Below are 24164 nucleotides of genomic sequence, written 5' to 3' on the forward strand. Positions count from 1 at the left end.
AATAAAACAATGTAGAATTAATCATTGGCACATTGGCATATTGAGCAATTGACATATTGATTAATTGGCAAATTACTTCCATAACTAGGACTCTGTTACCGCAATGCTCTCAGACGATTCCTTCACCTTTGCCCGTTCTCTGCTTCTCCCTTTGCGAATATGGAGTGTAGTTCTGAAGTAGGCTATGGTCTCGTTCAGCTCGCTTGCGAATTTTAAAACGGCGGGTTTAGCAACTCCAAGCACAATGGTAGCGTTAACCCTCTCAACGATGCACGTGTAAAGCAGGTCTACAGGACGGCGCACAAGGCGCACGTTACCCTGCTCGCGGCTGGCGTACTCGGCGTTACGGTCATTGAAAAGATTCTGGAAACGCTCATTCTCCTTGCGGAGCTCATCAACCCATGCCTCGATACCGAGTTTTTGAAGATGAATAGCGTTTGCCAGTTCGGTAAGTGATGCAATTAGGTTCGATATTACCGAACTACACTCGTTGAACGATAGGCCATGGATTTTTCCAAAGTTCTTTATCACCCGCATAATTATTTCCGCACTCTCCGCCTCGTTCTCAAAGGGGCTTAGCCGTGTTGATTTTACCCTGCCATAAATCGCCTTCCAGATTCTAACTCGCTGCCGATCGGCTTGTCCAATCGCCTTTGACATGTTGCTTCCCAGCTCCGTCTGCATTGCAACCCCCTCCAATTTCAACTGGTTGCTAAAATCGGTGTACTCGCTATCAATGCCAAGCACGACGGGATCGTGTTTTTTAATCAACACTTCAACATCGGACATAAACTGGCAATGCTCGCTGTTTCGGAGGCGGAATAACCCCATTGTTTCTATCTTATCCATGGCAGTATAGTATGCTAGTAATTATATGGAAAGTATATTTAATGTATTTGCGTAAAATAATATCAGTATAAAAATAAAATATAGTGCATTTGCACATGCAATTTATACATTTTATATTTTAAAATAGCAATTTGCACATGCAAATTATATATAATATAAATGTATTAATAAAATTGCATATGCAAATTATTCTAATATATTTTGAATATTGATTTTTGCATATGCAAATTATATAAATTATTTCTGATTACTAAAATTTGCAGATGCTAAGTATAGTTTTTTATAATATTTTCTATAATTTGCATTAATAGATTATATAAAACTATTTTTGGTTATAGATATAAGTGTGGTTTATTGGCTGAGCGGTGGAATGACTGAACTTGTTCACCAACTTTTTATTCCCGTTTTACTTTGAATTGGGTAGGTGTAATTGTGCGCAATGATAAATGATATGGGGGAATTGATCAAAATTGTAGTTGCCTTAAGGCGAACGCAAAAAAAACGTTTTGTTACTGCAAATGCAGGAGCCCCTTTTCTGACATTGGTAATTCTACACTAGGCTGGGAATAGGGTTTACAAGTTCGGAAATTAGAGTTTCTCTTAATATTTATTCATATCGTATCCATATTTTATCTATGTAAATAGATAAGATTTTTATTAATCTATCTATAATGTATCCATAAGATATCTATTTATTGAGATTTCGGACAGGATGTGCTATAACATTCCTGTGGTTGGAAATTTGGGAGTTAACGGCTGCTTTTGTATCCACCGTTAATGAGCTTTATGGTGAGCGAAAACCTTGCTGTTGCATCATCAGCCCCAATATTTTTAACCACATGTTGTGCGCTGTGTATTAATATTGTCAATTACTTCTTTCCACATTTCTGAATCTTCAAAATTTATGAAATTTACTTCTTTCGTATAGTATTCTCTTATATTGAATTCATTAAGTAATTTAAGGCATATTAAAGATGAAAATAATCCCGCTTCAAAGATGGCATTCAAATTCTCGGAATTTAAGTTAATTAAATTCTTAATATTCAAAGAATCTGTGTTAGGACTAATTTTACAAATATCATACGTAGGATACTGTTTTTGCTTTAAGTATGCAAGAACTGAAAATGCAGCGGGATGGCTTATTTGACATAAAAAACTATAAAACTGATATAAGGAACCATTTTCTTCTTCATCGACAAATTCTATGTATTTTTTTATTGATTTTGTTTCATGACATTTAGGTGAATTTTCATTTTTCAATAATCTCCTAGCATACGTAAAATGAATTAAAGTTTCTTCAAGTTCAGAATCAAGATATACAGTATCTTTTTGTTCACAGTGTAATGATTTCTTTATAGAAGAAAAAGATTTAGAAATCGAAATTGGGACTTTAATAAAAGTATCATAAGAATCAACAGATGATTCTAGCAAACCACGTGTAGAAGAACAAAAGCCAATAAAATTATTGTTGTCATAGTTCAAAATCATTGAATCTAACCATCTAATATTTCTTATTAAGCTAAGAAATGCCGCAGAATGAACTCTATTTAAGATTTCTACCCAATATATTTTATTAGCTTCAACTATATTATTGTGCAAAATTTTAATAAATTCTTCCTCAGATGTAAAAAGGTATTCTCTTTCGTCTGAGAGTGTAATGATATTAGAAATGAGAGGATACAAATTGCTATTTACTTCACTAAAAATTTTATTTATCATTTTTGTAATTTCCTAGGAATTTTCCACAACTTTTTGTATTACAAAAACTACAAAAACACCTCTATCTGTTCTGTCTTTTTTAAACATATACACAACTTCTCCCTTGTCATTTACATATTTTGATAAGATATATTTTTTTCCTGACTTCCTTTCAGTATAGACAATGTTTCCATCTTGGAGGTCTTGTAAATAATCGAAGTTTATAAAACCTAATGCTCCGTCTACATCGGTATATAATACTTGATACGATTTAAAATAATTTTTATAAACGATAATAACAGTTTTACCCCAAGGAACAGAAGTCATTACTTTATTTGAAACAGAATCGATAAAAAGTGCTTCCATAGATGGAGCTCTAAATACTTTTTCATCATCTTGACCATAAGCTAATATACTAGTCAAAATGAAAATTAGAAATAGTAATCTTTTCATAGTTGTAATTATGTTAGTTATCGTTAATTACATTGCGCACAACAACCACCCCAAAGGTATGGTAATACAACTCAAAATAGATATTAAACCACACCCTTTGGTAGGGTCTATTTTCAAACTTAGTAAATTATTATTAATCATCAAAATGCAATTGGCAGGAAGTTGATTGGTGTCTTCGCTAACAGGGTAATAAATATCCTAATGCCATTTTGCTTGGTAAACTAGGAGAGCAAAGCGAATCATCTCATGAACGAAGTGAACCGAGCTTGCGAGCTCACCGAAGGTAATAATGCAGGTGCTGACCGAAGGAAACTCAGCGGAGTTAATCTCCTTCGCTATTTTGTATTTCTGCCCAAATGGAATTTAGCGTTTGTTGTGTGTAGCCTTTTATTCGTCTAGTTTCGAGGTAATTTCTTCTTTCAGTTTCGGAAGGTGATTGATAACAATGCTCCAAATTAAATCATCAGAAATTTTATCATAGCCATGGGCAATTCGATTTCTTGTTCCAATTATTTTTTGAACGTTTTCAAGTTTGAACTCTTTGTCTCTTTTCATTATTCTATTAACGGCCTCTCCAATTATTTCTATATCCCTTTCAACGGCTCGTTTTGTTCTTATATCAGTATTGTATTCTTCGAATTTCTTAGGTCTATCTTCAAAGTAACTCTCTATTTCTTTTATCGATTGCAGAATGTCGTACAACCAAGTTTTAATTTCGCTATCCATAAACTAGTTGCTTTGATGAATCAATGGATTGTCTTAAATATGGATTTTTGATTGCTTTTTCCTCCAATAAATCCACATTGCGTTTAAAAAGTTTCTCTAATGATTCTTTTAAATCAAAATAGTTGTCTGCATATTCGTAAAGGTCTACACCTTGAAAGTCTACAACTAAGTCAATGTCGCTATCCTTTTTGAATCTATCTGTCAATACTGAACCGAATACAAATAGCCGCCTCACCTTGTGTCTTGAACATAAGTCACGAATCTTGTCGATATTTCTTTCAATCAGGTTCATAGGACAAAGATAGTTAATTTGGAAGATGTTGCCAAATCGCGCTAAGGCTACACACAACTCTCGCAAAGTCGCTAAACCGCAAAGAAGATCTGATATATCAAGAACTCATTTAATGTCGATTGAAACTTCAGTTTGTGCGCAAAGGAAAAAACATTTAGTTTTTTCTTCTTCGCGAACTTGGCGACTTTGCGAGATTTATTAGCGTAAGAATAGCCTGTATTTAATATCTTCTAAGTATTTGTTTGGGAATCGTTATTGGTGGTAGATTATCAATTATTCATCACAATATCTTTCTTTTCCTTTCCATCTAATAATATTTATATACTTTTGCAGGCTCTCAAAAAATCTCTCACGCTTTTTTAATTATTTACGAACCACCTATTTACATGATTACAGTTTCGAACCTCGGCGTTCAATTTGGCAAGCGAACACTATTTCAGGATGTCAATATGAAATTCACTCCTGGCAATTGTTATGGAATAATTGGAGCGAATGGTGCCGGGAAATCCACTTTTCTGAAAATGCTTTACGGAGAGGTTGAAAATACAAGGGGTACAGTAACCTTTGGCCCACGCGAAAGATTATCGGTACTAAAGCAGAACCACTTTGAGTTTGACGAATATACAGTTCTTGACACCGTATTGATGGGTCATGCCAAACTTTGGACAATCATGCACGAGAAGGATGCCCTTTACGCAAAGCCTGATTTTAACGAAGAGGACGGACATAAGGTATCGGAACTTGAAGGGAAATTCGAGGAGATGGATGGCTGGAATGCACAGAGTAATGCAGCATCGCTACTTAGCGGGTTAGGAATTAAAGAGCAACATCACGATAAGCTGATGAAGGAGCTCAGCGGAAAAGAGAAGGTAAAGGTTCTTTTAGCACAAGCGCTATTCGGCAAACCCGATAACCTCCTACTCGATGAGCCCACCAACGACCTCGATCTTGAAACTGTTAGCTGGCTTGAGAATTATCTTACAAATTTCGAAAATACCGTTCTTGTTGTTTCGCACGATAGACACTTTTTGGATTCAATCTGCACCCATATTGTCGATATCGATTTTAATAAGGTTCAGCTCTTTGCTGGGAACTATAGCTTTTGGTACGAATCGAGTCAGCTGGCACTACGTCAACAGCTGGCTCAAAACAAAAAGGCTGAGGAGAAGAAGAAGGAACTTCAGGAGTTTATTCAACGCTTTAGCGCAAACGTGGCTAAGTCAAAGCAGACCACAAGCCGCAAGAAGATGATTGAGAAGCTGAATATCGAGGAGATACAGCCATCAACCAGAAAATACCCGGGAATTATATTTACGCCAGAGCGTGAGGTTGGTAATGTAATCCTTGAGGTTGAAAATCTCAGCAAAGTTGTTGAGGGTGTTACTCTTTTCAAGAACCTTAACTTCAGACTTGAGAAGGATGATAAAATAGCCTTCCTATCGCGCGATTCCAGAGCAATGACAGCTCTATTCGAAATTCTTAGCGGTCACGCAATGCCCGACACTGGCTCATTCAACTGGGGTCAGACCATTACTTATGCCTATCTTCCTGTAGATAACGAGGAATTCTTTAAAAAAGATATCACTCTAATTGATTGGCTGGCTCAATACTCATCGGATACGCTAGAATCATTCTTGAGAGGATTTCTAGGGAAAATGCTTTTCTCCGGCGAGGAGATCTTCAAGAAAACAACCGTGCTTTCTGGGGGAGAAAAGATACGCTGTATGATTGCCAAAATGATGCTTCGCAATGCTAATGCAATGATTCTTGATTCACCAACCAACCACCTTGATCTAGAATCTATTCAAGCATTCAATAATACCCTAACAAACTTTAAAGGGGTAATCCTAATGTCATCGCATGACCATGAGTTTATCGAAACCGTTTGTAATCGCATAATCGAAATTACACCGAACGGGATGATTGATAAACGAATGGATTACGACGATTACATTACCAATGAAAAGGTGCAGGAGTTGAGGAATACGATGTATCAATAGGACAATTACTCGATGTGCCAATGGTTCAATAGGACAATTGATCAATGTGCCAGTATGCCAATGGTTCAATGTGCCAACGGTTAATGAAAATTGACTCATTGTCGGATTGGCATATTGAACAATTGTCGAATTAAATATCCTTTCATTTAAAGTAAAAAGCCCTTTTTCATAGGTCTACCATTAGTATGATCAACCATCTCCTTTTGTTAAATTTCTTTAATTCTGCTGAATGTTTCATTAAACTTCTAGTTTTGTAGGTATCTAAAATGCAGATAAAAGTATTATGAAAATACACTTAGTAGGAGGTTTTCTTGGTAGCGGGAAAACAACAGCCATAACTAACGCCAGTAAACTACTGGTTGATAAAAATATTTCAACATCGGTAATTACAAACGATCAGGGGAATTATTTGGTTGATAGCCGATTTGTCCAATATTCCGAAATACCTGTTGCAGAGGTCACAGGTGGTTGCTTTTGTTGCAACTACAATCAACTTGATTCACAAATCAATAATCTACAGAAGGAGTTCAATCCAGAAGTAATTTTTGCAGAAACTGTTGGTTCATGCACAGACCTAATAGCCACGGTACTTAAGCCTTTGCTTAAATTTAGAGAGACAGATATAGAGCAGGTTACCTTTTCGAGTTTTGTTGATTCACAACTATTGCTGATGTATTTACAAGGTAAAACATTACCCTTTAGCTTAGAAACAAACTATATTTGGGAAAAACAGGTAGAGGAGGCGGAAATACTCATTGTGAATAAAGTTGATTTACTATCCACCGAAGATTTTGAAGCATTGGTTGAATTGGCAAATAAATCCTTCCCTTCAAAGCTACTTCTATTTCAAAACTCTCTTGATATTGATTCAGTAAATATCTGGGTTGAAAATATTGGCAAACAGCAAGGAATAAAAGAGCACAAATCGATAAATATTGATTATGTGAAGTATGGTGCTGGTGAAGCTAATCTTGCGTGGTTGGATGAGGAGATTGAAATATCAACATCAGATAATTCTGCTGTTGAACTCGTTTTCGATTTCATTAAAAAACTAACCACCGAAGTTACCACCAGAAACCTTCCAATTGGGCACTTAAAATTCTTTCTGTCGATTAATGGACAATTCCACAAGTTGAGCTATACAACCATTTTAGAGAAAGAGTCTAAAATTCCTCCAATTCTTGAAAAGGCAAGTAAAGTAGATCTGCTAGTAAATGCCCGAATACAAACCACACCAGACGAACTAAGAAACATCTTCATTGATTTACTCAATAAAATAAAATCAATACCTGGTGTAAGTATTTACGAGAAGCACCTCTCCTACTTTCAGCCAGGTTTTCCAAATCCTACGCATCGGATCCCTTAAAATAAACTGAATTTGATATAGTTTTTTAACACAGAGGTTTTAAGTTCTGGATCTAACAAAGTGATTGCTTTAATAAGATACAAACTTGCCAATATTTTGTTTGTTGATATTGAGAAGAACAGAGAACGCAGAGGTTTTTTGATTTTGCATAAATGCAAAATCAAAAATGTGTAATACATCAAATTCTAAGCTATCCAATACAATTTCTTGCTTCGAACTAACGTTAAAATATTTCTAAAAAACGCCACATTCACCAGTTCAATCATCTTCTGTGTCCAATTCTTGCCTTATACACTGACTAGAATGAAGTGGGTTAAAGCCCGGAAATAAAAGGAGTTTCGAGGTAAATGAAGACACTCCTCACAATTTGCCTAGGGATAATAGACAACGCTGTTACTTGTAGATATTTCAAACCATTCAAAAAGTATGCGTAAATCGAAAAGAAGGCATTTGAAAGATTGTGTTGAAAGCAACGAGTCCTACTCAATATTGAGCATTTGGAACTGAAATAATCCACAAATATGATATTCTGCGCTATAGAGTGGATTATTTGTTTTTATGTTGAATAATAATAAATTACCGAAAAAATACTTACAAATCTGTTCTCATATAACCAAACACAGACAATATATAGACGTTTTCTATAATTCAAATTTTTATTTTTAATATTTTTTAAATAGTTGTTAATATCACATTACCAAAGAGTAAATATGATTCTAAAAAAAATATTCAACCAGCAAAAGCAGAAATAATATACAAAACAGCGATAAAAATACAAAATTTGTTTGTATTATTTTTTTTTGCTATATTTGATGCTAACCGATACAAAATTAATTGTATTAACGGTTTTAAATAAGCAAAGTAGTAATACTTTACATTGGGTACGTTGTGTTCGTTCATTAAGTTGACAGCAATCAACCCCAGATCATAAGGCCTATGAATGAGCCATTTTGGCACATACTATATGTAAAGCCAAGAACGGAAAAAATTGTTCAAAAAAAATTAGAAGAGGTAAACTTTAATGTTTTTCTTCCATTAGTGAATCATTTGCGTGTTTATAAAACGGCAAAGAAAAAGATACTCCTTCCATTATTTACAGGATATATTTTCGTGTTTGTTAAGGCTGGGTATCGTCATCAAATAACTGCAATTCCTGAAGTGTATCGGTTTATAAAATTCAGAGATGAATATGCCAAAATATCTGATGAAGAAATTATTAACCTCAAATTACTTGTAAACCATATTAAAGATTACAACGAATTTCAATCAGAAGTAATATTCCAATCAGGAAGCCGTGTGGAGGTAACCGAAGGTCCTTTTCGGGGAATGAAAGGCAGAATGATTATGAGGAGCGGAAAGCGAAGGATAGTAATTGCAATAGAGGCCATTAAACAATCTATTTCAGTTGAGATTAACGCAACAGATCTTCGTAAATTAGAATGCTCCAACATGGATGAATTAGCGGGTTACGTCTAAAAATTCTTATTTCTTCCAAAAATGCGAGTGAGATTATTTATTATCCCTGATAATGTAAGATAACATCACACAAACTATTAAAAGATTTTTAAAGTTACGCGTAAGACTTGAATTACTATACCGTCCAACATGTTCACCCGATTTGAATCAAGCAAAAGAGTTTGGAGGTATATGAACTACTTGCAATAGGTTTATTAACAACATTAAAGAAAGAGAAGGAAAGTTTTGGAGGATGTTCTCTTATTACCTGAAACCAAACAATTTATGAGGAATTTATTTGTATTAAATTATTAGGCTTAGTATAAATCAATCGTTCCTTTACATAACAAAAAACAATGTAAATTTTGAAAAAAAAAGTACCCGTTTATATAATCGAAGAGCATCACGAAGCATTTATCATTTGGAATTATGCAATAGAAAATAAATTAATTTCCAGAGAAAAGAATAGATTAGTTCATATCGATGAACATTCAGATATGAATATCCCACGGTTTAATTCCTCAATTAATGATTTAAACTCGGACATCCACAAAATAAAACAATTTACTTATCAGGAGTTAGCCATTGCATCTTTTATAATGCCTGCCATCTATCTTGGAATATTTAATAATATAATTTGGATTAAACAAAATCATAAAAAAACAACAAGGAAAGGGTCTACCTGTTTTGTTCGTTCTTATAATAAACAGGGAAAGAGATTACTATCTGGTCGTGGAAAGGATAGCGCAAAAGACAATAGTGATTCAAAAACTTTTAAGTTTTATCATAAAACAATAGAAGCGTTACCTTCAAATTATGGCAAAATTATTTTGGATATTGATTTAGACTATTTTTCTTGTTCAGGTAGTCCGAACGATAATGATGAAATTATAATTGAAATAACCAAGGACGAATATATTAAATTTAACAATGATAAATACCATAGACTAAGATATTTGAATCTAGGAAGAATAGAGACGCTAGAAGAGAAAGGCAAATACTTTTATGTTATTAATTACTATAATGAAATTTATCCCAACCCGTTAAAAGTAGATAATGAAACTATTATAAAGAGAATAAATTTACTAATTGATACGTTGCAATCAAAGAAATGTAATCCCGCAATAATTACGATATGTAGATCAAGATATAGTGGATTTACGCCGGTTGATCAATGGGAATTTATAGAGAATATATTAATTGAAAAGTTGAAAGAAATTTATCCCATTACTATAAGCAATACAAGTGGGATTTTAAACTAATTCGTTTTTTAAAATCATTATTTAAAAATGTCCAATATCATTTTAACAAATAATTGTAACATAAAATGCCCATTCTGTTTTGCAACGGAAAATAATTATGGTATAACAAAGAATACTAAAGAAGAATTTAATATAATTGATATTTGGAAATTAACACCTTTTCTTAAAGATAAAACTCTCAAATTGTGTGGCGGAGAGCCTACACTAAATAAGAATATTATACCAATAATTGAAGGCGCATTAATAAATGGCAATAGTGTAATTTTAATGACAAATGGATTGTGGCCTCAATCTTTCAAAGAATACATTGGTAATTTATCAGATTTTGATGCAAGCAAAATCAGCTTTTTGTTTAATATTCTTGAAGATAAATATTATACCAGAGAACAACTCGAAAATTTAAATCATGTATTTAATATTATTAATCCTGTAAACTCAACATTTGGAATAACTATTTACAAAAAGGATTTTGAGTATGATTATCTCCTGAATTACGCAGAAAAATACTCTGTAAAAAGCATCCGAGTTAGTATAGCTGCCCCAAATATAACCATTGGTGAGTATGAACTGGAAAATAGTTATTGGCAAATTGCAAATCAATTGAATGACTTTTTAATTGCGGCTTCCAACAGAAATATTAAAGTTTATAAAGACTGTAATTATATCCCTCCTTGTTTTTTTAGCAAAGAACAATTAATTAACATTAAATTTCAACTCAAGGGTAATTGGAGTTTTTCCTGTGTTTCTGCACCAGTCGATATTAATGCTAATGGCGAAGCTTGGCGGTGTTACGGATTATTTTCAGTTTTAAGAACAAAGATAGGCGACTTTAGTACTGAGGAAGCATTAAAAAAATATTTTAATAGAAGAATGAGACTACTGTCCATTAACCTATATGCTTATTCTGAATGCAAAGAATGTCCTTATTGGCAAAAGAGTTGTTTGGGTGGATGTTATGCTATACGGATTAAAAAAGTATTAAAAGAACATCCCAACATGATTTTATTTCCTATTGATGATGATAATGAAATTCTTAATTGTAAACCCAAAAGAAATGAATCATTAGTGTTACGCGAGAATAAATTAAACTATAAAGTTTATTCCGAGGGGAAAGTTATGAATCAACCTGATGAAAACATGGTTTCTTTTCTTAAAATAATTGATGGGCAAATAACAATAAGAGAATTAATTGATAAGTGGAAAGAAAACTTTGATAATTACGAAGAGACCAAAAATGAAGTCACAAAAATGTGTAGAAAACTTTTTGAAAAAGACATGATTGATATAGTATATGATTATAAATGTGAGATAGCACCTCTTCCAAAAAAACTTTAACTATTAACAATGCTCCAGATAATAAATTTAACTAAACTCTATGCCAATGATGTTTTGGCTGTTAACAACCTAAATCTTGAAGTACAAAGAGGGGAGATTTATTGTATGCTTGGGGCCAATGGTGCCGGGAAGACAACAACAGTTAACATGATTTTCAATTTCACACCCCCAACCAGCGGTAAGATTTTAGTAAATGACATTGATGTAACTATTGATCCACTTGCGGCAAAAAAGCATTTGGCTTATGTTTCTGAAAATGTTATGCTTTACGAGAATTTCTCGGCAATTCAAAATCTAGATTACTTTTCAAGGTTAGGTGGGGTTAAAAATTATTCCAAAGCTAATTATACAGCTATTTTAAGTAAGGTTGGATTACCAGAAAATGCTCACGAAAGAAGAATTAAAACATTTTCGAAGGGAATGAGACAAAAATGTGGAATTGCAATAGCAATAGCAAAAAACTCCGATCTCATTATTTTGGATGAACCAACTTCGGGTTTAGATCCCAGAAGTGCAAGAGAATTCATGAATCTTTTGTTTCAACTCCGAAAAGAAGGTAAAACGATTTTAATGACAACCCATGATATTTTTAGAGCGAAGGAAATAGCCAATAAGGTTGGCATTATGTCAAAAGGAAATTTAGTGCTGGAAATGAGTTCTGAGGAAATTAAAAAAGTGGATCTTGAAAAAATGTATATGGAGTATGTTGAAATCTAAAGAAATTCAATTTATGAACTTTATCTCGAAATTGAAGAATTTAATTATTATTTTTATTCTTATAACAATTTCCACCCCCCCTTCATTTGGAAATAAAGATTCAAGTATTTATTCCACCTATATCGATTCATTTGTATATCGAATTAAGCATAGGGATGTAGCAATTGGAAAAATAATTAAGTATAATTTTCCCCCATTGGAAAAAGGTTCACCTTATGTAATGGAAAATATCGAAGCCGAAAAGTTCTTTCCTAAAAATTTTGAAAACGAAAAGTTATATGGCTGCACATTTAAAATAGGAAATAAAATCGAATTAGATAAGAATTTCGAATTTAAAATTAATTTTTATGCCTGTAATATTGATAGTTTGATTATTGATTTAAAATTGGAATCTATAGACTTTTCTTTGAGGCTCTCTTCGATAAAAATAGGCAAAGACTTACTTTATTATAATTATAACGGAAGTTTTGAAAAACCATTAAAATATCTAGAAAAGCATGGATTAAATAAAAAGAAGTATAAAATAAATGAAATTGTTATATATGCTTTTCATCAAAAAGGACAAAGGCTTATTGTAAACGATCTGATTATATATTTACCTATAAAAGTTACAGCATATTCAGAAAATTCGTTAATAAACTCCATAATAAGTAAATTCCCCATTGTTTACAATAATCAAAGCAACTTCTGTATTGGAGGTGCAACAACGCCCAAAATTTCCAATTTGTTTGAAACAACCGATGTTGATTATCTTAAATATCCTATCAGAAGAGATTATATTTCAAAAAATGACGATAAAATTTCAAAGGATCAAGAGTATTTGAATGTTTCAAGTTCTATTAGAAATATAATGGTTGAATATTTTGAAACTACTGAAAACAAAAAGAAATATTTGTTACATCAATATGATTCGATTGTAAAAAGATCAAAATCGTTAGATGGTTTCTACCAATCGCTTGCTAATTTTCTATACAAATTGAATGATAATCACTTTAGATTAGATAATGATAAAGATGAGCCTCTTGAGAATATTCAAATGCCTTTATATTTTCAAAATATAAAAGATCATATAGATGTTGTAGCTATTCTTGATACAACATTATTAAACAAAGTAAATTTGGGTGATAGGTTAATTAAAATTAATGGTAAGCCTGTTAACGAAATAATTAATGAGTTAGATAAGCGTACGGCTGGCAGTACAATTCACACACGTAATATGAAAATATTACAGAAACTACTATACCGAGCTTATAATATTTTTTCCGATACTTTACTACTAGAACTGAACGGCTTAGAAAAGGGGAAATACACCTTAAAAATATCTCCCGATCAAGTGTTAAAAAATACGAGAATCAAAATCCCCTATAATATAAAAGAAAAGCAAAAACGTTACGATTTTAAACTCATAAACAACTATGCATATTTAAAAGTTGGTGTTTTTCATGACAAAACCTTACGTCCTTTTATTTATAGTATCATAGATTCGTTGATGACCAGCGATGCGCTTATTCTCGATTTAAGAAACAATCCTGGAGGAGATTTATCAACATTATTTCTGCTATCATTTTTTATAAATTCTCCCTCGATTTACTTCACATTTTATAATGTAAAGGGTTTTCATGAAACAATTTTGGATCAGCCCGATCCCTACTACTACTATTCGAAGCCAATCGTAATACTTTTTGATTCTAGAACCACCTGTTCATGTGAATTTTTTATCTGTGCAATGCAAAAATCACATAATGATCTTATAACAATTGGTGCCTCTAAGACAGCAGGCAGTGGACAAAGTATTAAGTATTTCTATCTTCCAGAAAGTAAATCTTTTAAAGGAAACTTAGTATACAGAACAAATATAGACTATACGGCTACAGGAGAAATATTAGATGAAATCGGAGGTATAACACCAAAAGTATGGACTGGTTTCGATTCTTATCTCGACCTTGCACCTTATAATGATAAACTTTTACGCATGGCTGTTACTTATTTTGACAGTAAATTTGGAGTGGCAAAGACATACAATCATAAATCAAATCTTCTCAATATTATAATCACAGGATCGCTAATAACCTTGCTAATTATAGGACTAATTATATTTCTAAAATTTAGAAAAAATAAAGAATAATAAAAATATGAATACCCAGAGAATAAAGACATTTATCCTTGAAGAAAACCACGAGGCTTTTATCATTTGGAATAATGAAATTTGGAAAGAATCTTTAAATCCAAAAGATAATATATTGCTTCATATTGATGAGCATATTGACATGGTTCCACCTAGGGTAAAAACATCAATATACGATGTGAACAATTTCGAAACTCTAGTTCGCTTTACTTATGAGGAATTATCGATAAACTCTTTTATTATCCCTGCAATATTTAAGGGGGTTTTTAGTCGAATTTTCTGGATCAATCGAAATAGCAAACATTCCAGCACTATCAAAAGATGTGTTAGAACATATAACAACGAGGGTAAAAAATTTATCTTGTTTAATCCTGTAAAAATTCCAAGTAATGGCAATGTGGATATGAAAAAATATATTGTCATGCCAACAAACATAAATGATCTTAAACTAACAAATCACAAAAACATCGTATTGGATATAAGTTTAAATTATTTTTCCTGTGTATCTGATCCGAATGAATACAAAGTAAATTATATTGAAATAACTAAAAATGAATTTGATGAGTTTGTTGAGAACTATAAATACCATAGCCTAAAGTTTGAATTAATTGGTCATAGAATTACTGCTCGTGAAGAACAAGGAAAGTACTATTACGTTATTAATGACCACGATGAGATCTATTCTAAAGTTAGTGCCTTAACAAAAGACGAAATAATCAGACGAATCGATTCATTTGTTAGCTCTCTAGTAAAAAATAATATTATCCCCAGCCTCATTACATTAACCAGATCTTCAAAGAGTGGTTACACCCCGGAAGATTGGGTTGATATTATAGAGAATGAATTGCTCGACAGACTAAAGAGAATTTATAATCTTGAAATCTCTTTTATTGAAAAGTACCTGAAAAAAAATTTAAATCAGAAAACAATAGAATGTTAAATTTTATTCTGAATGATTATAAGAAAAGCTAACTTATCGGATGCCAAAAGTATAGCAAAAATTCATTACGAATCCAGAGAACTTGAATTGAGCCGTACATTGGGAAGAATCTTACATGAGTCTTCACTCAAAGAATTCGAAAGATATTGGAAGCTGCATTTTATGAATCTTAAGGATGAAACATTAGTTTGCGAAGAGGCTAATAATATCATTGGATTTATTACATATATTAATGGGTGGAAAGATAAAGGTTCTGAAAAAATATTGGTTGGAGTAATATCTGCAATTTATATATCTCCTGTGCAATTACAAAAAGGTTATGGAATGACTCTCATAAAGGAGGCTATGTCCAAAATGAAAGATAAAGGGACTGAAGAAGTATTTGTGTGGGTAATTGATAATAACAACCCTGCTATTCGCTTTTATGAAAAAGTGGGTTTTGCCAAAGAGTCTGTAACTCGTGTAAAAAATCATAATGAAGCACAAGTAATTGAGTGCAGATATCGGTTATTCTTATCACAAGAATTATTAAATAAGATAATGCTTTTATAAAATATATAGTAGTGGTTCGGTCAATATTTTTCTGACAAAAAATAAATTCCTAGTAAAAAATAATTGCAAAATAGTGGATCAGAAAATAACATAAGAGAAAATATTTTTAAAAGAAAGGAGGTATATATACAAATGGTAAAAAAATTGGTTAAACCAGAAGTTAATGAAGAAGTAGTAGTTCCTTTTTCAGAAGGTGGTGGTTCATGTAGCCCACAAAGAAACTATGCTGATGAAGAAATAGATGATATTACATTCTAAAGCATATGTTACTTTTTTAAAGTTAAATAAAATTTGATTTTTGAAACTAGCGTTTGTGCCTTTTCTCTTATGTTTCTTTTTAAATACTGTAACAATCAATAGTATTCCATTTAAATCAATTCTGATAATTTAAAAAAGAAGTTTTTAATAAATTATTATAAATATAATATCTTTATTTTCAATAAAAACACTTGAAAATCTGTCACATATAGGTTTAAAAAGTGAAAATTGAGTGACCAAAGCCATTTTTAGTCGACTTCTTAGTCTTACTAAATTTTAAAATTTGCTAATTTTTGTTTTTAATCGTCTAATTTTCTAATGTAGTAAGGTAAAAGGTAAATTTTCCTTATAGCTTCACCTAAGAATAAACCTTTTTAAAAACGGGGCGACTTCATTGCACAAATAGGAAGAGTCTGTAACTCGCATAAAAAGTCATAATGAAACACAAGTAATTGAGTGCCGGTATCAATTATCCCTATCACAAGAATTAATGAATCGGATAATGCTTTTATAAAAATTGTAATAGCAGTCGGGCTAATAATCCTCTAATAATAAAAGAATAATTTTTTTCTACTGAAAAAATTCAATGACAAAATAACGGGTCAAAAAATATTAACGTAAGAGAAAATATTTTTAAAAGAAAGGAGGTATTTGCAAATGGTAAAAAATTTGGTTAACGCAGAAAGTGTTGCAGCAGAAGAAATGATAGACGCTGATGCTTGTAGCCCACAAAGAAACTATGCTGATGAAGAAGTAGATGATATTACATTCTAAAGCATATATTACTTTTTTAAAATTAAATAGGTGAAATTGATTTTTGAGACTAGCGTTTGTGCTTTTTCTCTTATGTTACTTTTTAAATACTGTAACTGTCAATCGTATTAAATTTAAATCAATTCTGATAATTTGAAAATGAAAAGAAGTATATATAACATAATTATTGAAAATAAAGATTATAATAATTGGTTATTATTTAACTCCAGAATTTGTTCTCTTCTAGAAATAGATGAACACGTTAAAAAGTATTTAGAAGGTGACTTTAATTTTCAGGAAAATAATTATCAGGAAGCGCAACAGTTAAATGAAGAGGATAAAACTGCTTTATATGAGTCTGGAATTTTAGTTGATGACGATTTTGATGAACTTACAGATGTAATGGGATTAGACAAAAAAGGTTATGATTTATATGAAAACATAGAAAATTATTTAAATTTGACAATATGTCCTACCTACGGTTGTAACATGCGGTGTTCCTATTGTTATGAATCTTTTTATAAAGATTCAAAGAATTATGGGATGATGAATGAAGAGGTGCAGCAAGATATAATTAATCTATATACTAACCATTGTGTCAAGAATAAGCACAAGAGTGATAATATTATCGCAGACACCATTTCATGGTATGGTGGGGAACCTTTATTAAACCTAAAGGTTATAAATAATGTCCAAGGGCAAATAAATAAAATACAAAAACAATTTAACAGAAAGCTAAAAAGATCAATAACGACCAATGGAATTTTGCTGAATTCGAAATCTCTACGTGTGTTAAAAGATAACGAAATTAATGATATTCAGGTTACGATTGACGGACCTCCTGTGATACACAATAAAAGAAGATACTATCCCAAAGATCCAACAAAGTCCTTCGATATCATTCTGAATAACTTAGCAATAATCGATGATTATTTTAAAATAACAATCAGGGTTAATGTAGATAAGGAAAATTATAAATACCTTGATAATACTTTGGAGGAATTGGTTACAAGAAAAATTTGGCCTCGAAAAAACATAACTTTATACACTGCTAATATAAAATGTCATACTTTAAATAATGTGAATTATTCTATGGAGCAAAATATGTTTGCTAAGATAAAACGTGAATTTAGATTGAAAAAACTGGAAACATATAATTTGCTCACAAATGGTAATGCTAAGTTTAAATTAATCTTCCCTACACGCAAAAAAGACGGTTGTATTACTGCAATTGGTAAAAACGCTTATGTAATTGGACCCCAGGGAGATATTTATAAATGCTGGAGCAATGTAGGAAGTGAGAAATATAGCGTTGGAAATATCAGTGAGATAATTGAAGGAGATAATTTTAGTAATAAATATTCTTTCAACATTACTTCTGAATTACGGAATAAACTAGGTTGTTATTCATGTAAAATATTACCGATTTGTTCAATTTCTTGTCCTGAATCCTATATTAGAGAAGGAACAATTAATCACGATTTCTTATGTTCAAAATGGAAATTCATCTTAGAAGATACCCTTCTCTTTAATTACAATTTACAAAAAAAACATCCAGAATTGGTTGCGCCAGCAAAAAAAGTTTAAGCAAAGGTATAGTTAATATTAAAATTCGTTAGTCTTATTTTAAAATAGTAAATACCCTTAATTATCTTATTATTCGATTTAAATGGAAAAAATTAAGATTGCTATTGTTGATAGCGGAATTGATTTAAAGCATCCTAAGTTTAAAAATTTGGAAGAAAATGTTGTTTGCTGGAATATTTTAAACCAGACAAAAAGTGCAGAAGATCAGGATTTGGGAAATGGCAAAGGACACGGTACTGGAATATTTTCAATTATTTACGATCATTTACATGATAATCTCCAAGATTTTACATTTTATATAGTCAAAATTTTTGATGAACTTGGTCATACTTCAGAAGACTATCTGATAAAGGCAATCGAATACTGCATAGATAATAAAGTACATATCATTAATTTAAGTTTAGGTATTGAAAAAAAATCTCCATCAAAAGAATTGCATGATGTCTGTGAGCGCGCTTACAAACAAGGTATAATCATTATCGCCTCTGCAAGCGATAATGCAGTTGCAACATATCCCGCTTATTTTCCTTTCGTTTTTGGAGTTACAGGAGGAATAATCAGTTTAAAAAAAGATTACGGTATCATAGAAAATAGCCCTATTCAGTTCATTGGTAAAGGCAACTTACAACGAGTTGCTGATTATAACTCAAATTATGCGTTTGTTGCCGGAAATAGCCAAGCTACAGCTCATATTACGGGAATTGTTAGCTCAATAAAAAGGGGAAATATTGATTGGTCCTTTCATAAAATTGAAAAACATTTATTTGAAAACGGCAAAAAGGATATCAGGGTTTTCACCAATCGTTTTATGCAATATGTAGATCCTAAAGGTTGGATTGGTTATAGAATTAAACCATCAAATGAAGAAAAAATAAAAATACTGGAAAAATTCTTTTCTTTTAAGCATAGGTTCTCTTGGATGAAAAAAATAGCCATATATCCAGTAAGTAATAAAGAGATGAAGGCTTTTTTCTATTTTGCGGATCTTTGTCCTTTTGAAATTGTTGAAGTTTATGATTTCCCAAGATTCGGAGCCCGAGATAAAAATATAGAAATTAATGACACCAATTTAGAGATAAATTGGGATTTAAATGAAAACTCTTTTAATGATGTAGATACTTTGGTAATAGGGCATCCGTATGATACGGCTATTGAATTAAATACGAAATTCGCAGATAAGATCATTAATAAGTGCGTTGAAAAAAAGATGAATTTCTTTGTTTTTGATAAACTTCTGTATTTAGAGTTAAAAAACAAGTTAAAAGATTATCCAGCAACAATATATTATCCGAACGACTTTACAACTTTAATGGATTTAACCAAACTATTAAATTTTGATTCAATAACTATACCAAGTTTATCAGTAGTGGGAGTTACCCCTCAGAGCGGGAAATTTACAACTCAATTAACCATTAAGAAAGTTTTAGAAAAAGAAGGATATTCAATAGGTTGGTTATCTACTGAGCCTCAGGGTGAATTGTTTGGAGCAGATCTCTGTTTACCCATTGGAGGAGAAATTAACAGTCTAACTCTTGGTTCTTGGCCCTACTTCTTATCTTCCATGATTTCAGGAATTGAAAAATATAAAAAACCTGATATTTTCCTTACAGGTCATCAATCTGGTTTGGTTCAACAGTATAAACAACATTTCCAGATAGATACTTTAAATTCAATAAATTTTCTTGCATCAGCACAACCGGATGCGGTAGTGTGTGCAATAAATCCTGCGTATGCTGCCGATCAACTTGAACGGGTTGTTATAATATTGAAAAACCTTTTTCAGCTTCCTATTTTATTTTTTACCTTATCCAAAAGGAGTATCTCTCCTCAGAAGATGAATTCGGAAAGTATCCATTTAAAAAATGAGATGTTAGATGAAAATGAATGGAAACGACTAGCTGATGAGATTTCTAACAAATATGGTTTACCCGTCATTGATCCATTAGATGAATCACAAAATCATATCATAGTAGAACGAATAACTAATTTTTTTAAAGCAAATGATTAAAGAGAAAATTAACCAGATACTAAACGAAATTGTCACTGATAAAAGCATTAAAACGGATCAGAACAGGTTATTACATATTAGTAATAATTCCATTTTATCATTACATTTTGTGACAGCAATTGAAGAATATTTTGAGATTGAAATTGATAACGATGATATTGATTATAAGTTTTTCTCAGATTTTGATTATCTAGAAACGACGGTAAAGAAGTATGTTAATGCAAAAAACTAACAAAACTGCAATCTAATATAAAGATCGAGATGTTTAAAACTCTTTTATACAAAGAAATTAAGAACACTATTATTACTTTTCAATTTCAATTTATTACAATTTTATCGGTTTTAATTTGCAGTGCATATATATATATTGGACTTAAAGAATATGAGACCCGATTAGAAAATTATAATATTTTAAAATTAAAAAGTAAAGAAGAGGTTGATAATATTAATGTGTTTTCTCAACTACAACCTTTGGTAGCCTCGCAGCCGAAAGTTTTTTCAATTATCTGTAATGGAACAATGGGAGCTAAAGGATCCTACTTAAGAATATCCCCTTTTTCTGTACCGTCTAAACTTAACAATGAAATTACCTATAATCCATATATAAATTCTGGGTTTCAATTTGATTTTAACAAAGTTGTGGCTGTTTTACTATCTCTTTTGGCTATACTTATTTCTTTTAATATGACATCCGAAGAGCAGGAAAAAGGCACCTTAAAGTTAACCCTTAGCAGTTTTGTTCCGAAACGCAAGATAATAATGGCAAAGTTACTGGCTTGTCAAATTGCAATATCAATTACATTACTTGCAATTTTCTTTATACTATTTTTAATATTATTGTTTTCACCAAGCGTTTCACTAAATATTGATTTTTTCTTTCGTATAGTTTTAATATTCTTATTTTATCAGGTTTACTTATTTACATTTATCTTAATTGGAGGATTATTCTCGATACTTACAAAAAGATCATCAACATCTTTAATAATTAACTTATTTGTTTGGTTATTATTTACCATAGTAATTCCGTATGGAGTGATCTTTATTTCTGAATCTGTTTCTGGTAACGAAAAAATGGATGGGTATAATACGCAAATAATGGCTTTAGAAAACGATGCAAATAGAAAATTGAACGAATGGAATAAAACACATCCAAAGCCAGGTCCCGCTTATACCTTTGGGTATGTTGAATTTAATGAACGTGATAATTACTTCATAACGCGTGGAGTTAGACAAGAATTTTTTGATTGGTGTGAAACATATTTTACGTACAGAAACAGTTTAATGATAGATAAGGCTGAAAAAGAATACGAAATAGAAAAAAACATCCTTTTGTATAAAGAAAATCGACGTAAACTAAATGAACGATTACTCTCTTTATCTGTTACCAATCAGCTAAGTGTTATCGTTGAAAATTTATGCAACACTTCCTTTTTTGACTATGAATCATATATAAATGACCTGAAAATTTATAGAACAACTCTGCTTTCATACATTGAATCCAAAAAAGGATTTTCCAGTAGAAGATGGTTTACAGATGATCAAACGGGACAAGACGCTTGGGTTAAAGATCCTGAAAAATTTGATCCAAATATATTGGCGAATGACAGAAATATTGGTTACAAAGCTTATTTAGCAATAAATGTTCAAAAAGATCTTCCTGAACGGAAACTCAATCTTAAAGATGTTCCTGTTTTCCAAAACTCCAAAATTAGCATTAGCAAATCTTTTAAAAATTCACTTTTTGAATCTAACTTTTTAATTCTGTTCAACGCGTTACTATTTTTTTTAATACTAGTACTTTTCAATAAATATTATGTAATCTCTTAATTTCAATAATTATAAACATGAAAAAAAAGGAGAATTATCAGAAATTCCTAAGCATCGATCTTACTAAAAACTGCACCAACAATTGCCTTTTTTGCGTAGTTGAAGGGAGAAGTGGAAAAGCAACCGATCAGGAGTTCAGTGATGTCGAAAAATTTTTAAGATTTTATAAATCTCATGGATTCGATTCTGTTAACCTACATGGCGGCGAACCTACTATATATAAAAGATTTAAAGATCTAATCATTTTAATTAACGAACTTGGTTATAAAGATATTACTGTTCAAACAAATGGATGCAGGTTAGAAAATGAAGAATTCGTTTCCTTTTTAATAAAGAATAGAGTAACTCTTTTTGTTGTATCATTTCATGATTGTGACAAAGAAAGTCACAACACACTTACTAAAAACCCCAAGTCTTTTGATCAGGCTACAAATGGTATAAAAACGGTTCTTCGTCTGGGGGGAGATGTTAGAACAAACACTGTTTTAGTTAAAGATAATTATAAAAGGGTTACACAAATAGTAGATTTTTTGTATGATCTAAATGTAAAAAAATTTAATATCTCTAGTCTTAATCCTTATTGGCTATGGCTTGAGAAACAGCAGGAGCTTTTTGATCAACTCGTACCAAGCTATCAGGAGTTGAGTCCCCATTTATGTGAAATGCTTGATAAATATGCAACCAAGGATGTTAAAATAACCTTGGAAGGATTTCCTTATTGTTTATTTCCAGGATACGATGATTATAATCTTTATTCATATACAAGGGAAATAACTTTATTATCTGATTTTGAAAAGAGTATCATTGATTATGAAAATTTCCTTAATGAAAATGGTATAAGGTTGAAACGGCAAGAGTGTCAAAAATGTATTAAAAACAATCAATGCAGAGGGGTCTGGAAGGGTTATTTAAAAAATAAAGGTTGGGCTGAATTCCAACCAATAAGCTTACAGTCAACCGTTAACAAATAAAAGCACTATCGGCTACGATAATACCTCTCAAACGGAAAAACTAATTTATTTCGAAAATTTTCTAAAAATCATTTATGGATTCGCGTAGATATTTAAATATCTTGATGCTAAAAATAACCAACAGATGCAATAACCGATGCATATTTTGTTGTGATCGAAAAAGTCATGAAACTATTAAAGATTTAAATATTGATGCAATTACGAAATGTTTAGATGAGCAGAAACAAAACTTTGAAGTTGTGCATGTAATTGGCGGAGAACCTACAATGCATCCAAACTTTAAACAATTAATTGTGAATATTAATAATGCAGGATACAAAGAAATAGTACTCGAAACAAATGCATCTCTTTTAAATCAGCCATTAATTAATTTTTTACTTAACAACAAAGTAAAAACGTTTATAGTAGGGTCACACACTACCTCAGATCAATTGTATTTTAATTTAACCGGTAATAAAAACGGGTTGAGAAATTCTTTTAATGGAATTAAAAAAACTATCCTTTCAGGAGGAAAAGTTATCGTAAATATTGCCGTTCAGAAGAAGAACTATAAGGAACTAAAAGAAATAGTAGCTTCATTAAATGCAATTGGAGTTAATGATTTTGTAATCTGCTCGGTTATACCACCATTATTTCTTGATTACTCCCGCGAAGAGATTTTTCCCGTTTTTTCTGATATCTATCCTTACATTTTAGATACTATAACATCATACAAACAGGTAAATTTTACGTTACAATATTTTCCTTATTGTGTTATAAAAAACCTTGAAATTTATAGGAATGATAGTTCGCAAGGAGCAATTCATTATATTGATATTAATGGCATCTTAACTCCAATGAAACTTGATTGGACGTCCCATTTAACAATAAAAAGGGAAGAATGCATTAAATGTAAGTATAATAATGTATGTAATGGGGTTTTTAAAGAATATATTGATTTTATGGGATGGGATGAATTTTTACCTGTTATTAACGAAATAAAAAATTAAA

General features: G+C 31.4%; 21 protein-coding genes. 16 read left to right on the plus strand and 5 right to left on the minus strand.

The annotated features are described in order from the left end of the window. Window positions 1–84: 84 nt before the first annotated feature. From HOO91_11190 to HOO91_11210, 5 genes are all read right to left on the minus strand, one after another. Window positions 85–849, minus strand: a complete 765-nt coding sequence (locus HOO91_11190) for a hypothetical protein (GenBank protein NOU18108.1) — start codon at window positions 847–849, stop codon at window positions 85–87. An 831-nt stretch (window positions 850–1680) separates the two neighbouring features. Next, window positions 1681–2568 (minus strand): hypothetical protein, encoded by an 888-nt coding sequence (locus HOO91_11195; protein NOU18109.1) that lies wholly within the window; start codon window positions 2566–2568, stop codon window positions 1681–1683. A 12-nt stretch (window positions 2569–2580) separates the two neighbouring features. Continuing rightward, window positions 2581–3000: a hypothetical protein gene (locus HOO91_11200; protein NOU18110.1), complete on the minus strand. Its 420-nt coding sequence runs from the start codon at window positions 2998–3000 to the stop codon at window positions 2581–2583. Window positions 3001–3387: 387 nt separating this feature from the next. Further along, complete coding sequence (locus HOO91_11205) at window positions 3388–3726, minus strand: DUF86 domain-containing protein (GenBank protein NOU18111.1); 339 nt, start codon at window positions 3724–3726, stop codon at window positions 3388–3390. Next, window positions 3719–4018, minus strand: coding sequence for a nucleotidyltransferase (locus HOO91_11210; protein ID NOU18112.1), 300 nt, complete (start codon window positions 4016–4018; stop codon window positions 3719–3721). Before HOO91_11210 ends, HOO91_11205 begins: the two co-directional genes overlap by 8 nt. 386 nt (window positions 4019–4404) lie before the next feature. Here HOO91_11210 and HOO91_11215 point away from each other — a divergent pair, with 386 nt between their 5' ends. The 16 genes from HOO91_11215 (at window position 4405) to HOO91_11290 (ending at window position 24163) form a co-directional block, all read left to right on the plus strand. Beyond that, a complete protein-coding gene (locus tag HOO91_11215) occupies window positions 4405–6018 on the plus strand; it encodes an ATP-binding cassette domain-containing protein (GenBank protein ID NOU18113.1) in 1614 nt (537 codons plus the stop codon). 283 nt (window positions 6019–6301) lie between these two features. After that, window positions 6302–7384 (plus strand): hypothetical protein, encoded by a 1083-nt coding sequence (locus HOO91_11220; GenBank protein NOU18114.1) that lies wholly within the window; start codon window positions 6302–6304, stop codon window positions 7382–7384. Window positions 7385–8320: 936 nt separating this feature from the next. After that, complete coding sequence (locus HOO91_11225) at window positions 8321–8860, plus strand: UpxY family transcription antiterminator (GenBank protein ID NOU18115.1); 540 nt, start codon at window positions 8321–8323, stop codon at window positions 8858–8860. A gap of 344 nt (window positions 8861–9204) precedes the next feature. Then, the gene (locus HOO91_11230; GenBank protein ID NOU18116.1) at window positions 9205–10101 is read left to right on the plus strand and encodes a hypothetical protein; all 897 of its coding nucleotides are present in this window, start codon (window positions 9205–9207) and stop codon (window positions 10099–10101) included. A 27-nt stretch (window positions 10102–10128) separates the two neighbouring features. Beyond that, window positions 10129–11436, plus strand: coding sequence for a radical SAM protein (locus HOO91_11235; protein NOU18117.1), 1308 nt, complete (start codon window positions 10129–10131; stop codon window positions 11434–11436). Between the two features lie 9 nt (window positions 11437–11445). Further along, a complete protein-coding gene (locus HOO91_11240; GenBank protein NOU18118.1) occupies window positions 11446–12153 on the plus strand; it encodes an ABC transporter ATP-binding protein in 708 nt (235 codons plus the stop codon). A 13-nt stretch (window positions 12154–12166) separates the two neighbouring features. Beyond that, on the plus strand, window positions 12167–14278 hold the full coding sequence (locus HOO91_11245) for a hypothetical protein (protein NOU18119.1): 2112 nt from the start codon (window positions 12167–12169) through the stop codon (window positions 14276–14278). A 7-nt stretch (window positions 14279–14285) separates the two neighbouring features. Further along, window positions 14286–15218, plus strand: a complete 933-nt coding sequence (locus tag HOO91_11250) for a hypothetical protein (protein ID NOU18120.1) — start codon at window positions 14286–14288, stop codon at window positions 15216–15218. Window positions 15219–15230: 12 nt separating this feature from the next. After that, the gene (locus HOO91_11255; GenBank protein NOU18121.1) at window positions 15231–15770 is read left to right on the plus strand and encodes a GNAT family N-acetyltransferase; all 540 of its coding nucleotides are present in this window, start codon (window positions 15231–15233) and stop codon (window positions 15768–15770) included. A gap of 63 nt (window positions 15771–15833) precedes the next feature. Next, on the plus strand, window positions 15834–16028 hold the full coding sequence (locus HOO91_11260) for a hypothetical protein (protein ID NOU18122.1): 195 nt from the start codon (window positions 15834–15836) through the stop codon (window positions 16026–16028). Window positions 16029–16940: 912 nt separating this feature from the next. After that, window positions 16941–18368 carry an SPASM domain-containing protein gene (locus HOO91_11265; protein ID NOU18123.1) on the plus strand — a complete coding sequence of 476 codons (1428 nt, stop codon included), beginning with the start codon at window positions 16941–16943 and terminating at the stop codon, window positions 18366–18368. 82 nt (window positions 18369–18450) lie between these two features. Next, window positions 18451–20376 (plus strand): S8 family serine peptidase, encoded by a 1926-nt coding sequence (locus HOO91_11270; GenBank protein NOU18124.1) that lies wholly within the window; start codon window positions 18451–18453, stop codon window positions 20374–20376. Continuing rightward, window positions 20369–20608, plus strand: coding sequence for a hypothetical protein (locus HOO91_11275; protein NOU18125.1), 240 nt, complete (start codon window positions 20369–20371; stop codon window positions 20606–20608). The genes HOO91_11270 and HOO91_11275 overlap by 8 nt, the downstream gene beginning before the upstream one ends. Before the next feature lie 29 nt (window positions 20609–20637). Further along, on the plus strand, window positions 20638–22203 hold the full coding sequence (locus HOO91_11280; protein NOU18126.1) for an ABC transporter permease: 1566 nt from the start codon (window positions 20638–20640) through the stop codon (window positions 22201–22203). A 17-nt stretch (window positions 22204–22220) separates the two neighbouring features. Next, entirely contained in the window at window positions 22221–23174 is a 954-nt protein-coding gene (locus tag HOO91_11285) for a radical SAM protein (GenBank protein ID NOU18127.1), read from the plus strand. A 74-nt stretch (window positions 23175–23248) separates the two neighbouring features. Continuing rightward, window positions 23249–24163: a radical SAM protein gene (locus tag HOO91_11290; protein ID NOU18128.1), complete on the plus strand. Its 915-nt coding sequence runs from the start codon at window positions 23249–23251 to the stop codon at window positions 24161–24163. Window position 24164 lies beyond the last annotated feature (1 nt).

This window comes from Bacteroidales bacterium (assembly GCA_013141385.1).
Lineage (GTDB): Bacteria > Bacteroidota > Bacteroidia > Bacteroidales > Tenuifilaceae > UBA8529.

Excerpts from the sequence above, each read along its gene's own strand:
- HOO91_11200 (NOU18110.1), bottom strand. The coding sequence starts at position 3,000 with ATGAAAAGATTACTATTTCTAATTTTCATTTTGACTAGTATATTAGCT.
- HOO91_11280 (NOU18126.1), top strand. The coding sequence starts at position 20,638 with ATGTTTAAAACTCTTTTATACAAAGAAATTAAGAACACTATTATTACT.
- HOO91_11225 (NOU18115.1), top strand. The coding sequence starts at position 8,321 with ATGAATGAGCCATTTTGGCACATACTATATGTAAAGCCAAGAACGGAA.
- HOO91_11270 (NOU18124.1), top strand. The coding sequence starts at position 18,451 with ATGGAAAAAATTAAGATTGCTATTGTTGATAGCGGAATTGATTTAAAG.
- HOO91_11220 (NOU18114.1), top strand. The coding sequence starts at position 6,302 with ATGAAAATACACTTAGTAGGAGGTTTTCTTGGTAGCGGGAAAACAACA.
- HOO91_11235 (NOU18117.1), top strand. The coding sequence starts at position 10,129 with ATGTCCAATATCATTTTAACAAATAATTGTAACATAAAATGCCCATTC.
- HOO91_11205 (NOU18111.1), bottom strand. The coding sequence starts at position 3,726 with ATGGATAGCGAAATTAAAACTTGGTTGTACGACATTCTGCAATCGATA.
- HOO91_11245 (NOU18119.1), top strand. The coding sequence starts at position 12,167 with ATGAACTTTATCTCGAAATTGAAGAATTTAATTATTATTTTTATTCTT.
- HOO91_11215 (NOU18113.1), top strand. The coding sequence starts at position 4,405 with ATGATTACAGTTTCGAACCTCGGCGTTCAATTTGGCAAGCGAACACTA.
- HOO91_11275 (NOU18125.1), top strand. The coding sequence starts at position 20,369 with ATGATTAAAGAGAAAATTAACCAGATACTAAACGAAATTGTCACTGAT.
- HOO91_11290 (NOU18128.1), top strand. The coding sequence starts at position 23,249 with ATGGATTCGCGTAGATATTTAAATATCTTGATGCTAAAAATAACCAAC.
- HOO91_11190 (NOU18108.1), bottom strand. The coding sequence starts at position 849 with ATGGATAAGATAGAAACAATGGGGTTATTCCGCCTCCGAAACAGCGAG.
- HOO91_11250 (NOU18120.1), top strand. The coding sequence starts at position 14,286 with ATGAATACCCAGAGAATAAAGACATTTATCCTTGAAGAAAACCACGAG.
- HOO91_11265 (NOU18123.1), top strand. The coding sequence starts at position 16,941 with ATGAAAAGAAGTATATATAACATAATTATTGAAAATAAAGATTATAAT.
- HOO91_11210 (NOU18112.1), bottom strand. The coding sequence starts at position 4,018 with ATGAACCTGATTGAAAGAAATATCGACAAGATTCGTGACTTATGTTCA.
- HOO91_11285 (NOU18127.1), top strand. The coding sequence starts at position 22,221 with ATGAAAAAAAAGGAGAATTATCAGAAATTCCTAAGCATCGATCTTACT.
- HOO91_11240 (NOU18118.1), top strand. The coding sequence starts at position 11,446 with ATGCTCCAGATAATAAATTTAACTAAACTCTATGCCAATGATGTTTTG.
- HOO91_11195 (NOU18109.1), bottom strand. The coding sequence starts at position 2,568 with ATGATAAATAAAATTTTTAGTGAAGTAAATAGCAATTTGTATCCTCTC.
- HOO91_11255 (NOU18121.1), top strand. The coding sequence starts at position 15,231 with ATGATTATAAGAAAAGCTAACTTATCGGATGCCAAAAGTATAGCAAAA.